The organism is Citrobacter sp. Marseille-Q5395 (assembly GCF_947057495.1).
Lineage (GTDB): Bacteria > Pseudomonadota > Gammaproteobacteria > Enterobacterales > Enterobacteriaceae > Citrobacter > Citrobacter murliniae.
Map to the genome: position 1 here is coordinate 111,009 of NZ_CAMSEL010000015.1, position 13,475 is coordinate 124,483.

Consider the following 13,475-nt stretch of genomic DNA (forward strand, 5'->3'; position numbering starts at 1 on the left):
CTTGTTGCTCAGAATGCACATATAATGCGTGCCCAACACTACATAAATCTCAACCCACTAGCCTGCTTGGCTTCAGAATCTCGCAAAAATGAATATGAAATTGACAACGCTTTTCGCGGCGGCGCTCGCGGTAGTTGGTTTTTGTAATACCGCTTCAGCCGTCACGTATCCGCTGCCTACCGATGGTAGTCGCTTGATTGGCCAGAACCAGGTCATCACCATCCCTGAAGGTAATACCCAACCGCTGGAGTATTATGCGGCTGAATACCAGATGGGTCTGTCCAACATGCTGGAAGCAAACCCAGGCGTGGACACCTTCCTGCCGAAAGGCGGTACCGTACTGAACATTCCGCAGCAGTTGATTCTGCCGGATACCGTACATGAAGGTATTGTTATCAACAGCGCTGAAATGCGTCTGTACTACTATCCAAAAGGCACCAATACCGTGATCGTTTTACCAATTGGTATCGGCCAGTTAGGCAAAGACACGCCTATCAACTGGACCACCAAAGTGGAACGTAAGAAAGCGGGCCCAACCTGGACGCCAACGGCGAAAATGCACGCTGAGTACCGCGCTGCGGGTGAACCTCTGCCAGCCGTAGTTCCGGCAGGCCCGGATAACCCGATGGGCTTGTACGCACTGTATATCGGTCGTCTGTACGCTATCCACGGGACCAACGCTAACTTCGGCGTCGGCCTACGCGTCAGCCACGGCTGCGTGCGTCTGCGTAACGAAGACATCAAATTCCTGTTTGAAAATGTTCCGGTCGGCACTCGCGTACAGTTTATCGATGAACCAGTGAAAGCCACCACTGAACCAGATGGTAGCCGTTACATTGAGGTGCATAACCCACTGTCAACCACTGAAGCGCAGTTCGAAGGCGGGGAAATTGTTCCGATTACCCTGAACAAGAGCATTACCAGCATCACCGGTCAGTCTGATGTTGATCAGTCCGTCGTTGAGCAGGCAGTACAAAACCGTTCCGGTATGCCGGTTCGTCTGAACTAAGCAGACCAGAAACGAAAAAGGCGGATGAATCATCCGCCTTTTTTATTGCCTCTTTGCCGCTATCACATCAGCAACAACAATCCATATCCTACCAGCATCGCCCATATCAGCATCGGCACCGAGTACAGATGAAAACGCCACCAGATACGCCGGTCGTTTGCCATCCGTAATGCAATAATATTCGCCAGCGATCCCTGCAACAGGCCAAAACCGCCAATATTAACAGCCCAGGCCAGCAACTGCGTCGGTTGCACATAGTTCAACAGCAAAATCGTACCGGGAACATTACTGATAAACTGTGACAAGCCGATTGCCGTCAACCATAGCCCCGGCGCTGAGAGCGCCCCAATCTGGTTAGCTATCCCTTGCAACAGGGGTAATTGCGTCAGCAAATGTACATCAATGAACATCGCCATAAACACCAGCAATAACGTCCAGTCCACGCTGAGTATCACGCGACGAGCCAGGACCGTGAACCCCGCAGCCACAATCGCCAACCCCCAGAGTTCCTGCTTCAATTCCAGAGCCGTCAAAAAGACGATATAGAACACCAGACAACTCCACACCAGCCGAGGTTGCCAGTCAGGCGCAGATGTACCGGTATGATAATGCAAGGCTTTATGCGGAAAACTGAACCAGCAGAGCACCACCAGCGTCAGCATCATGGCGCCAGCAAGCGGTGCCATTTGCCAGGTAAACGCCGCAAATGAAAGGCCAGAGCGTCCCCACATCAGGATGTTCTGCGGATTTCCTATCGGCGTCAGCAACGATCCGGCGTTAACCGCCAGCGCCTCAAAGATGATGAGGCGGTTAACCGGGATAGCGCACAGTTTTTTCAGGGTAATCGTCAGCGGAACGACAATAAATAAAGCAACATCGTTGGTCAAAAACGTCGACAGTGACGCCGCAGCCAGCACCATAAATATTGCCAGCTGACGTTCCGTGTTGAAACGGCGAGTCATTTTTCGCCCTAACACGTCAAAGTAACCGCTTAACTCCACGCCTTTGGTGAGTAGCATCAGACCACTGAGCGTAATGATCGTGTGCCAGTCAATTACCCCCGGCCAGCTCCGGGGCGCAAACGGCGTCAACAGACTTAGAATAATCCCGACGATGATTAGCAACTGGAAAAAGCGATCGCGCTGCAAAGCGCGTAGTAAAGGAAAACTCATTCAGAGCCTGTTCCATGTTGTTGCGTAAATCGGCTAAAAGCCTCCAGCGTTTCCTTGCTCACGTGGTGTTCCATGCCCTCCGCATCACGACGGGCAATTTCTGGACTGATCCCTAACATCAGCAGAAAATTTTCCACAATCTGATGACGCTCGCGACTCTCCTGAGCCAGCTTCTCGCCCTCTGCGGTTAAAAACACACCGCGCCAGGGGATCATTTCAATCAATCCTACTGACGCCAGGCGCTTCAGCATTTTGGCAACGGTGGGCTGGGAAACCCCAAGACGTGCCGCCATATCCACCTGGCGCGCTTCACCGACTTCGATAATGAGATCGGAAATCAGCTCAACGTAGTCATCAATCAGTTCGCGTCGATGCGCCTCCCTGACCTGGCGAAACCCTTCAACGTGTTCTTCAACATTCACCAATTGCGTCACTTTTTTTGTTGTTGGCGTACCTGCGCGACGACTCATTCTGCTTCCTCGTTACTGTGACGCGTTAACGGCATCTGATTAGAGAGCGCTCATTGTAAACCAGAGTTGCGTGGGCACAAAAAATTAACGTTTTAGCAATAGCTATATAATATAGCCTGTGCTATATCTGTATATAATAAAGACATCCCTCAAGGACTGATGGGATCGTGAAGTCAGGAGGTTCATATGAATGAATTCAAGAGGTGTATACGCGTGTTTAGCCATTCTCCCTTTAAAGTACGGTTGATGCTGATCTCTATGCTGTGCGACATGATTAACAGCAAACCAGAGCAGGAAAAACCTTCAAGTAAATAATGCGGCGTCGCGGTACGCCGCTTCATTTTCCTGCTGTAACGTAGTTACGGTGACAGATTACGCCCCAATAACCCTTCTTTTTGTCCGTTTTGCCACTGCCATCCCAAAACAATTTCTTTGTAGTAGTTGACCTTCTCCTGCGCACACTCTATCTTTTCGCAGCCCTGCGTATATTGCGGCTCGCAGATGCGGACCTCATCCCTCTTCTCGCTCTCTCAGGCAGGCAATGACCCTTTGCGCCAGGGTAAGCACATGGCGTTTTTGCAACAGTGACATATGAATTTAACCCTCAAAGACTCACTTATTGCTCGTAGCCGGGCTATTAGCCCGTGGACTGGCCTTTATTTCTTACAGTCTCTGCTGATCAACCTTGCACTGGGCTACCCGCTTAGCCTGCTCTATAGCGCCGCTTTTACCTGTATATTGCTGCTACTTTGGCGTTATGCGCCGCGCACGCAGAAAGTGCTGATTGGCAGTTGCTCATTGATTGCGGCGATGTACTTTCCGTTCGGCCAGGCTTACGGCTCGCCAAACTTTAATACCTTGCTGGCGCTGCACTCGACCAACATGGAAGAGTCCACCGAGATCCTGACGATCTTCCCCTGGTACAACTACCTGGTTGGGGTATTTATTTTTGCGCTTGGCGTTATCGCCGTTCGCCGTAAAAAAGAGATGAACAGACCACGCTGGAATAAGCTCGATAGCCTGTGCTTGCTGTTTAGCATCGTGGCGTTCTTTGTTACTCCCGTGCAAAACCTGGCCTGGGGTGGTGTATTTAAACTGAAAGACACTGGCTACCCGGTATTTCGTTTTGCTAAAGACGTCATCGTTAACAACAACGAAGTGCTCGATGAACAGGAGCGGATGGCGAAACTGGCAAGCGTCAAAGATAGCTGGACAGTGACAGGGGTAAAACCCAAATACCATACCTATGTCGTGGTGATTGGTGAGAGCGCCCGACGCGATGCGCTAGGTGCGTTTGGCGGTCACTGGGATAATACCCCATTTGCCAGTAGCGTTAATGGCTATATCTTTGCCGATTACATTGCCGCGAGCGGTTCAACGCAGAAGTCACTTGGCTTAACACTGAATCGGGTGGTCGATAATAAGCCTCAGTTCCAGGACAACTTTGTCACCCTGGCTAACCGCGCTGGCTTCCAGACATGGTGGTTCTCTAATCAGGGGCAGATTGGAGAATATGATACAGCGATAGCAAGCATCGCGAAGCGGGCCGACGAAGTACATTTCCTCAAAAACGGTGACTTCGAAGCCGATAAAAACACCCGTGATGAAGCGCTGTTGAAGATGACCGCTCAGGTATTGGCAACCGAGCGCACCCAGCCACAACTGATTGTGCTGCATTTAATGGGTTCACATCCGCAGGCCTGCGATCGTACACAAGGGAAGTACGAAACATTCGTCCAGTCGAAAGAGACCTCCTGTTATCTGTACACCATGACGCAAACGGATGACCTGCTGCGCCAGCTTTACGATCAGCTACGTAACAGCGGGGATAGCTTCTCGATGGTCTATTTCTCCGATCATGGACTGGCCTTTAAAGAACGTGGAAAAGAGGTGCAGTATCTGGCACATGACGATCAGTTCCAGCAGAACTTCCAGGTTCCTTTTATGGTACTGTCCAGCGATGATAAAGCACATCGGGTGATTAAAGCCCGTCGCTCCGCGAATGATTTCTTGAGTTTCTTCTCTCAGTGGACAGGGATCAGTGCGAAGGAAATTACCAACAGCTACCGTTTTATCTCAGAGAAAAAAGCCGGGCCGGTTTACATCACCAACTTCAAATTGCAGAAGGTGGATTACAACCATCTGGGTACCGACATTTTCGAGACAAAATCACGCTAGCATCCAGAACCGCACGCAAAAAAAATCCGCCCCAAGAGGCGGATTTTTTATATCACCGAAGTGATTAGAAGCGGTAACCAACACCCGCGATCCAGGTACCTACGTCAACGCTACGAATACGGCTCTGCTCGTAAGAGAAGTCCAGAGCAACGTTTTCGATCGGGTTGAACTGCACACCGGCACCGTAAGAGAAACCGTAGTCGCTGGTGGTGTGGTTGTCAGCAGGAGTTGCTGCATCCTGGAATTTACCGTAACCAACACCTACAACACCGTAGATGCTCGCCCAGTCATTCAGACGGTACGCAGGACCAGCAGTGATGCCGTAGTACTGAGTTTTGTTGTAGTCGCCAGAAGCGTCGGTACGATCTTTTTCAGTGTAAGTGAAGGAACCGATTACGCCCAGCGGGCTGTTGTCCTGCTCGTAGCGATACTTCAGGTTAAAACCGTTCATTTTGTTCGCTGCGCCCTGAGCATCGCTCTGAGCGTAACCACCGGTAACGGTAGAAGTAGCAGCTACAGCGGTACCTGCGGAGAAAGCCAGAACAGCGGCCAGTGCTGAAAGACATGCAATTTTTTTCATAACCACCTCAAATGTGCTTCAAGTAAATCCTAAGTTTTAAATATACCAAAAATTGATGGGAAACTCTTTGCGATTAGCGATGTCTAACGAGGCTTTTCATGTAACAGAACGTTTCAAAACACCGCTATCTCTTTCAATTAACATCACTTTTCCAACGAATTATGCCATTATTGCGCGCACAACATGGCACATTCATCCAGATGATTCCTAATCACGCAGATTATTAATCCATCATTTTCATGCCATTGTACGGATCTCAGTAATTTTTTTTTCAACGAATACTCAACCAGCTGAGCGTATTTCCATTACACTCGCTCTTTTACTTTTCTATACACAAACTCATCCAGGCCGCAGTCCAACAGAGGCGGCCCGCAGGAGCAGGTGTATTAACATCATTTGACAGGAGAAAGGATGCCGGGGTCGTCACGTAAAGCGCCAGTATGGTTGCCTATTTTGGTTTTGCTTATTGCTATGTCCTCCATTCAAAGCGGAGCATCGCTGGCGAAATCACTGTTCCCCCTTGTCGGCGCGCCTGGTGTTACCGCGCTGCGTCTTGCACTGGGAACGATAATCCTCATCGCATTCTTTAAACCATGGCGTTTACGATTTGCAAAAGAACAGCGTCTTCCTCTGCTGTTTTATGGCCTGTCACTAGGCGGGATGAACTATCTTTTCTACCTGTCAATTCAGACCGTGCCGTTGGGTATTGCCGTGGCACTGGAATTTACCGGACCGCTCGCGGTGGCGCTGTTCTCTTCCCGACGTCCCGTTGATTTTATTTGGGTTGCGCTGGCCGTACTCGGACTCTGGTTCCTGTTGCCGCTGGGCCAGGACGTATCACACGTTGACTTAACCGGTGCTGCGCTTGCTCTGGGTGCTGGCGCCTGCTGGGCTGTCTATATTCTGACTGGGCAGCGGGCCGGCGAAGAACATGGACCTGCAACCGTGGCGGTAGGTTCATTGATAGCAGCACTCATTTTTGTTCCGATTGGCGTGATGCAGGCTGGAGATGCGCTGTGGCACTGGTCAATACTCCCGCTAGGTTTGGCGGTGGCTGTTCTCTCCACGGCCCTTCCCTACTCACTGGAGATGATCGCGTTGACCCGATTACCGACGCGTACCTTTGGTACGTTAATGAGCATGGAACCCGCACTGGCCGCCGTTTCCGGGATGATTTTCCTTGGAGAAACGCTGACGATGGTACAGACGCTGGCCTTAGGGGCAATCATTGCCGCCTCAATGGGGTCGACACTTACCATCCGCAGAGAGCCACAAATTAAGGAACTAGACGTTAAATAACCTTCCATTATTCTGCATGGTTTGCATAACCATGCAGAATATCCTGCTGTTTATCGCAGTAATTATTATTCTTACACTTAATCCATTCTCATAATCATATTCATCTGCATCAGATGCACGCAAAATAAATATCCGATACTGACACGATAACAATATATCCAAATGATTTTATTGAACATTTTATATTCACCTCGCTCTCCACTATTAAAGTGATAGGTAAGGCCAGAAAAATAAATCCAAAATAAGGTCTATACTTACTCCCGTTGAATGACCTGGGACGTAAATATCAAGAGGATATGAAATTATGACTACCGCAAAACTGGTAAAAACAAAAGCATCCACTCTCCTTTATACCCGCAACGATGTATCCGACAGTGATAAAAAAGCTACTGTGGAGCTGTTGAATCAGCAGGTGATCCAGTTCATCGACCTGTCACTCATCACTAAACAGGCTCACTGGAATATGCGCGGTGCCAATTTTATTGCCGTACATGAAATGCTCGATGGCTTCCGTACTGCGCTAACCGATCACCTTGATACCATGGCTGAGCGCGCCGTACAGCTGGGCGGTGTTGCACTGGGTACAACGCAGGTAATTAACAGCAAAACGTCACTGAAAAGCTATCCGCTGGACATCCACAGCGTTCAGGATCACTTAAAAGAGCTGGCCGAACGTTATGCCGTGGTCGCTAACAGCGTGCGTAAAGCCATTAACGAAGCAAAAGACGAAGATACTGCCGATATCTTTACAGCAGCATCACGCGATCTCGACAAATTCCTGTGGTTTATCGAAGCTAACATCGAATAATAACTGTCATAAGTATTCCCTATAACACCCTCGCTCCCGCGGGGGTTTTGCACTTTTATGGTGCACAACATTGATCGTTCGTCACTTCAAAGTAAAATATTTGTAATAATCACCTCACACAATCGTTAACGAAAGATTGTTTTATCTACAATTTTTACGCTAAATAGTCATACCGTTTGTACTGCACTATTCATGCACCAAATCAGTGCCCCGAAACGGTGCAAATCACCAGCATTGCCTTACTTATTGTGCAGTAAAACGAAAGGTCTCCTTTTTAAAACAATAAGTTGCAAAACTGGCACGATTTTTTCATTACGTTTTAAGCTCTCGCAGGGGATCGCCCCGTGGATATAAAAGGAAATGCTATGAAGTCTGTATTTAAAGTTTCACTGGCTGCACTTACCCTGGCTTTTGCGGTGTCATCTCATGCCGCGGATAAGAAACTCGTTGTCGCAACCGACACCGCCTTTGTTCCATTTGAGTTTAAACAAGGTGATAAATACGTTGGTTTTGATGTGGATCTGTGGGCTGCCGTAGCTAAAGAACTGAAGCTGGATTATGAACTGAAACCTATGGATTTCAGCGGCATCATCCCGGCGCTGCAAACCAAAAATATCGATTTGGCTCTGGCTGGTATCACCATCACCGAAGAACGTAAAAAAGCGATCGACTTCTCTGACGGCTACTACAAAAGCGGTCTGTTAGTGATGGTTAAAGCAAACAATAACGACGTGAAAAGCGTGAAAGATCTGGATGGTAAAGTCGTTGCAGTGAAGAGCGGCACCGGTTCAGTGGATTACGCGAAAGCGAACATTAAAACCAAAGATCTGCGTCAGTTCCCGAACATCGATAACGCATATATGGAACTGGGTACAAATCGCGCAGATGCAGTACTGCACGATACACCAAACATTCTTTACTTTATCAAAACCGCGGGTAATGGCCAGTTCAAAGCTGTAGGCGACTCTCTGGAAGCCCAACAGTACGGTATCGCCTTCCCGAAAGGCAGCGACGAACTGCGTGAGAAGGTAAACGGTGCGCTGAAAACACTGCGTGAAAACGGCACCTATAACGAAATCTACAAAAAATGGTTCGGTACTGAACCTAAATAAAACAGCCTGAACATCGGCTCGTCGAGCCCGGTAGCACTTACGCATACCGGGCCTACGTTTTGGCCCCAGGTCGGATAATCCGACACTGCTGGCTGTTTGAATATTTTCACCACGGTAACAGGAACGACATATGCAGTTTGACTGGAGTGCCATCTGGCCCGCCATTCCGCTTTTGATAGAAGGCGCCAAAATGACCCTGTGGATTTCGGTCCTCGGTCTGGCAGGCGGTCTGATCATCGGACTAGCAGCGGGATTTGCGCGTACCTTCGGAGGTTGGATTGCCAACCACGTTGCGCTGGTCTTTATCGAAGTCATCCGCGGTACGCCGATCGTCGTACAGGTGATGTTTATCTACTTCGCCCTGCCAATGGCGTTTAACGACTTGCGTATTGATCCCTTCAGCGCCGCCGTTGTCACCATCATGATTAACTCAGGGGCCTACATCGCGGAAATCACGCGCGGCGCGGTACTCTCAATCCATAAAGGCTTCAGCGAAGCCGGACTGGCGCTTGGCCTCTCACGTACTGAGACCATTCGCCACGTTATTTTACCTCTCGCACTGCGTCGTATGCTGCCACCGTTGGGCAACCAGTGGATCATCAGTATCAAAGATACTTCGTTGTTTATTGTCATTGGTGTCGCTGAACTTACCCGTCAGGGTCAGGAAATCATTGCCGGTAACTTCCGCGCACTGGAAATCTGGAGCGCCGTCGCGGTGTTCTATCTGATCATTACGCTGGTGCTGAGCTTCATTCTGCGTCGTCTGGAAAGAAGGATGAAAATCCTGTGATTGAATTTAAAAACGTCTCTAAGCATTTTGGCCCAACCCAGGTGCTGCATAACATTGACCTGAATATTGGTCAGGGTGAAGTGGTGGTGATTATCGGACCTTCCGGTTCTGGTAAATCCACGCTACTACGCTGCATTAACAAGCTGGAAGAAATCACCTCGGGTGAACTGATCGTCGATGGCCTGAAGGTAAATGACCCGAAGGTAGACGAACGATTGATCCGCCAGGAAGCGGGAATGGTGTTCCAGCAGTTCTACCTTTTCCCACACCTGACGGCACTGGAAAACGTCATGTTTGGTCCACTGCGCGTACGTGGAGCGACGAAAGAGCAGGCAGAGAAACAGGCCAAAGAATTATTAGCGAAAGTTGGTCTGGCCGAGCGTGCTCATCACTATCCTTCTGAGCTTTCCGGCGGTCAGCAGCAGCGCGTAGCTATCGCCCGCGCGCTGGCGGTGAAGCCGAAAATGATGCTGTTCGATGAGCCGACTTCAGCACTTGACCCGGAACTGCGTCACGAAGTATTGAAGGTCATGCAGGATCTGGCGGAAGAAGGTATGACGATGGTGATTGTGACCCACGAAATCGGCTTTGCCGAAAAAGTGGCCTCTCGTCTGATTTTCATTGATAAGGGCCGTATTGCTGAAGATGGTAATCCGCAAGCTCTGATTGAAAATCCGCCAAGCCAGCGTTTGCAGGAATTTTTACAGCACGTTTCCTGATACAAATACCTCCCTTCCCCGAAGGGAGGTTCTACACCAGAATCCTCTCATTTCAATTTTCTCCCGCACTGACATCTATACTTATCCTTTTGAATTTCTTTTCTCATGGGAGGAGTCATGCGGTGGATCCTGTTCATCTTCTTTTGTCTGCTGAGCGTCCCGGCTCAGGCGGTGACAATACCCGGTGTGACGTCAACAGCGTCCACCAGCCCACAAACAGAACCAGCGCCTGAACCTGACGTTGAACAAAAGAAAGCCGCCTACGGTGCGCTGGCAGATGTTCTGGAGAATGAAGCTTCCCGTCAGGAGTTGATTGGCCAGTTGCGAAAAGTCGCGGCAACGCCTCCTCCCGATCCCGTACCAACTATCGTCCCACCCACACTGACTGAAGAAAAAACAGTTCTGGAAAACGTTACTGATATCAGCCGTCATTACGGTGAAGCTCTCTCCGGCCGCTTTGCTCAGCTTTATCGCAACATCACTGATGCGCCGCATAAAACCTTTAATTCGCAAACGTTCACCAATGCCCTGACCCATTTTTTAATGCTGGCTGTTTCGGTATTCGGATTTTACTGGCTGATACGCCTGTGTGCGTTGCCGTTATATCGAAAAATGGGGCAATGGGCGCGGCGGAAAAACCGCGAACGCAGCAATTGGCTACAACTTCCCGCAATGATCATCGGCGCGTTTATCATTGATTTACTACTGCTGGCGCTCACGCTGTTTATCGGACAGATACTGAGTGACAGAATGAACGCCGGTAGCCGTACCATCGCTTTCCAGCAAAGCTTGTTTCTCAATGCTTTCGCGCTGATTGAGTTTTTCAAGGCTATTCTGCGCCTGATATTTTGCCCGACAGTGGCAGAACTACGCCCCTTCAACATTCAGGATGCGGGCGCACGCTACTGGAATCGGCGTCTGAGTTCATTAAGCAGTCTGATTGGCTATGGACTTATCGTGGCGGTTCCCATCATTTCTAATCAGGTCAATGTGCAGGTCGGCGCCATGGCTAACGTTATCATCATGTTATGTATCACGCTGTGGGCGCTGTATCTGATTTTCAGGAACAAGAAAGAGATAACACAGCATTTGCAGAATCTGGCGGAGCGCTCGCTGGCTTTTTTTAGCCTGTTTATCCGCGCCTTTGCGCTTGTCTGGCACTGGCTGGCCAGTGCTTATTTTATTGTGCTGTTTTTCTTTTCACTGTTTGATCCAGGCAACAGCCTGAAATTTATGATGGGCGCGACGCTACGCAGCCTGGTGATTATCGGTATTGCGGCGTTTGTATCCGGTATGTTCTCCCGCTGGATAGCCAAAACGATTACGCTATCGCCACACACCCAGCGCAGCTATCCGGAACTACAAAAACGACTCAATGGCTGGTTGTCGACGGCATTAAGCGTTGCGCGGATCCTGACCGTCTGCGTTGCGGTAATGCTGCTACTTAATGCCTGGGGTCTGTTCGATTTCTGGAACTGGCTGCATTACGGCGCGGGCGAAAAAACGGTTGATATCCTGATCCGCATCGCGCTGATATTATTTTTCTCCGCCATCGGCTGGACGATCCTCGCCAGCCTGATTGAAAACCGACTGGCATCGGATATTCATGGCCGCCCGTTACCCAGCGCACGAACCCGAACTCTGCTCACACTGTTTCGCAACGCGCTGGCGGTGATTATCAGCACTATCACCATTATGATCGTACTGTCAGAAATTGGCGTCAATATCGCTCCGTTACTGGCGGGCGCAGGTGCACTGGGTCTGGCGATTTCTTTCGGCTCACAGACGCTGGTGAAAGACATTATTACCGGGATTTTTATCCAGTTCGAAAACGGTATGAACACCGGTGATTTAGTTACCATCGGTCCGTTAACCGGTACGGTTGAGCGCATGTCTATTCGCTCGGTAGGCGTGCGGCAGGACACCGGGGCGTACCATATCATCCCCTGGTCTTCGATAACGACCTTCGCCAACTTCGTGCGGGGGATTGGGTCAGTAGTCGCCAATTACGACGTTGACCGGCATGAGGATGCTGATAAAGCCAATCAGGCGCTAAAAGATGCAGTCGCCGCTGTGATGGGCATGGAGGATATCCGGGGACTCATCATCGGTGAGCCGTCGTTCGCCGGAATTGTCGGCTTAACGAATACGGCGTTTACGCTACGGGTCTCCTTTACCACACTACCGCTGAAGCAATGGACCGTGCGTTTCGCGCTCGACAGTCAGGTGAAAAAATATTTTGATCTGGCCAATGTTCGCGCGCCGGTGCAGACCTATCAGGTACTGCCTGCACCGGGAAATAGCTCAACGCAGTCCGGTAGGCAACTGCCGCCAACTGAGCCTACGATTTAGCGTTTACGCGTCATAAAACGTCGGCGCTGATCGTTATCCATAAAGGTCCAGGCAATAAAGCGACTCTGCTTTTGCCCCTGGGCCATCTCTTTTTTAACCACTTTCACCGCACCTGCGTCCGTTAACGCATGATACAGCGGTGGCAAATTTTCACCGCGCGATACCAGCGTTGTGAACCACATGACCTGCCGACCAAAGGTCTGGCTTTCAGCGATCATTTTCTTGATGAATGCCACTTCACCGCCTTCACACCACAGCTCCTGCTGCTGTCCGCCAAAGTTCAGCGCATCATCTTTGTCCTGCCCCAGGTTGCGGCGTTTGCGCTCGCTTCCTGCACGGGCAGAGGCTGCAGAATCGTGGAATGGCGGATTGCAAAGCGTGGCTTCGTACTGTTCATTTTTATGAATAATACCGGTGAAGATAGCCGACGCATCTTTCTGACGACGCAAACGGATAGCTCGGGTTAACCCAGGGTTAGCGTTGATGATCGCCTGTGCGCTACTAAACGCTTCGTCACTGGTCTCACTACCGGTAAATCGCCAGCCATATTCATGCACGCCGATAAGCGGATAAATACAGTTTGCCCCCACCCCGACATCCAGCACGCTCGCATTGGCAGGAATAGTTCCCGTCGTTTCCCCCAGTAGATCGGCCAGATGATGAATGTAATCCGCACGCCCCGGCACTGGCGGACACAGGAAACCTTGCGGAATATCCCAGTTTGCCACCGCATAATAATGTGCCAGCAATGCTTTGTTCAGCGCCTTCACAGCCTGGGGATTCGCGAAATCAACGCTCTGCTCACCACCCGGTGTAAGGGTGAGAAATTGCGTCAGTTCGGGCGTAACCTGGCATAAAGTCGCAAGATCATAACGGCCATTGTGGCGGTTTCGTGGGTGTAATCCCGGTTTCTGGGGGGGCATAGCTTTCTCCTTTTAACAGCGGCGTAAGATACCCGCATAACGCTAAGTGGTAAACACACACAA

General features: G+C 50.1%; 13 protein-coding genes. 9 read left to right on the plus strand and 4 right to left on the minus strand.

The features are described from left to right. Positions 1-88 precede the first annotated feature (88 nt). Complete coding sequence (gene ldtB, locus OH663_RS17300) at positions 89-1,009, plus strand: L,D-transpeptidase (protein WP_045441194.1); 921 nt, start codon at positions 89-91, stop codon at positions 1,007-1,009. 62 nt (positions 1,010-1,071) lie between these two features. Here ldtB and OH663_RS17305 read toward each other — a convergent pair whose 3' ends face one another. Continuing rightward, positions 1,072-2,181 (minus strand): anion transporter, encoded by a 1,110-nt coding sequence (locus OH663_RS17305; RefSeq protein ID WP_200010667.1) that lies wholly within the window; start codon positions 2,179-2,181, stop codon positions 1,072-1,074. Further along, positions 2,178-2,651 carry a manganese-binding transcriptional regulator MntR gene (gene mntR / locus OH663_RS17310; protein ID WP_045441192.1) on the minus strand — a complete coding sequence of 158 codons (474 nt, stop codon included), beginning with the start codon at positions 2,649-2,651 and terminating at the stop codon, positions 2,178-2,180. Before mntR ends, OH663_RS17305 begins: the two co-directional genes overlap by 4 nt. Before the next feature lie 186 nt (positions 2,652-2,837). Here mntR and mntS point away from each other — a divergent pair, with 186 nt between their 5' ends. Continuing rightward, positions 2,838-2,966 carry a manganase accumulation protein MntS gene (mntS, locus tag OH663_RS17315; protein ID WP_045441191.1) on the plus strand — a complete coding sequence of 43 codons (129 nt, stop codon included), beginning with the start codon at positions 2,838-2,840 and terminating at the stop codon, positions 2,964-2,966. Positions 2,967-3,242: 276 nt separating this feature from the next. Then, on the plus strand, positions 3,243-4,829 hold the full coding sequence (locus OH663_RS17320; RefSeq protein WP_200010665.1) for a phosphoethanolamine transferase: 1,587 nt from the start codon (positions 3,243-3,245) through the stop codon (positions 4,827-4,829). A gap of 64 nt (positions 4,830-4,893) precedes the next feature. Here the strand turns inward: OH663_RS17320 and ompX are convergent, their stop codons facing one another. Further along, positions 4,894-5,409 carry an outer membrane protein OmpX gene (gene ompX / locus OH663_RS17325; RefSeq protein WP_048221793.1) on the minus strand — a complete coding sequence of 172 codons (516 nt, stop codon included), beginning with the start codon at positions 5,407-5,409 and terminating at the stop codon, positions 4,894-4,896. 411 nt (positions 5,410-5,820) lie between these two features. Here ompX and rhtA point away from each other — a divergent pair, with 411 nt between their 5' ends. The 6 genes from rhtA (at position 5,821) to ybiO (ending at position 12,489) form a co-directional block, all read left to right on the plus strand. Next, positions 5,821-6,708 carry a threonine/homoserine exporter RhtA gene (gene rhtA, locus OH663_RS17330; protein ID WP_045441189.1) on the plus strand — a complete coding sequence of 296 codons (888 nt, stop codon included), beginning with the start codon at positions 5,821-5,823 and terminating at the stop codon, positions 6,706-6,708. Between the two features lie 304 nt (positions 6,709-7,012). Continuing rightward, positions 7,013-7,516: a DNA starvation/stationary phase protection protein Dps gene (gene dps, locus OH663_RS17335; protein ID WP_045441188.1), complete on the plus strand. Its 504-nt coding sequence runs from the start codon at positions 7,013-7,015 to the stop codon at positions 7,514-7,516. A 365-nt stretch (positions 7,517-7,881) separates the two neighbouring features. Then, the gene (glnH, locus tag OH663_RS17340) at positions 7,882-8,628 is read left to right on the plus strand and encodes a glutamine ABC transporter substrate-binding protein GlnH (RefSeq protein WP_045441187.1); all 747 of its coding nucleotides are present in this window, start codon (positions 7,882-7,884) and stop codon (positions 8,626-8,628) included. 130 nt (positions 8,629-8,758) lie between these two features. Further along, positions 8,759-9,418, plus strand: coding sequence for a glutamine ABC transporter permease GlnP (gene glnP / locus OH663_RS17345; RefSeq protein ID WP_003035248.1), 660 nt, complete (start codon positions 8,759-8,761; stop codon positions 9,416-9,418). Then, the gene (glnQ, locus tag OH663_RS17350) at positions 9,415-10,137 is read left to right on the plus strand and encodes a glutamine ABC transporter ATP-binding protein GlnQ (RefSeq protein ID WP_045441186.1); all 723 of its coding nucleotides are present in this window, start codon (positions 9,415-9,417) and stop codon (positions 10,135-10,137) included. Before glnP ends, glnQ begins: the two co-directional genes overlap by 4 nt. Before the next feature lie 117 nt (positions 10,138-10,254). Continuing rightward, positions 10,255-12,489, plus strand: a complete 2,235-nt coding sequence (gene ybiO, locus OH663_RS17355; protein WP_200010663.1) for a mechanosensitive channel protein — start codon at positions 10,255-10,257, stop codon at positions 12,487-12,489. Here the strand turns inward: ybiO and rlmF are convergent. Next, positions 12,486-13,412 (minus strand): 23S rRNA (adenine(1618)-N(6))-methyltransferase RlmF, encoded by a 927-nt coding sequence (gene rlmF, locus OH663_RS17360; RefSeq protein ID WP_048221794.1) that lies wholly within the window; start codon positions 13,410-13,412, stop codon positions 12,486-12,488. The two genes, ybiO and rlmF, sit on opposite strands and share 4 nt — an antisense overlap. Positions 13,413-13,475: the final 63 nt, after the last annotated feature.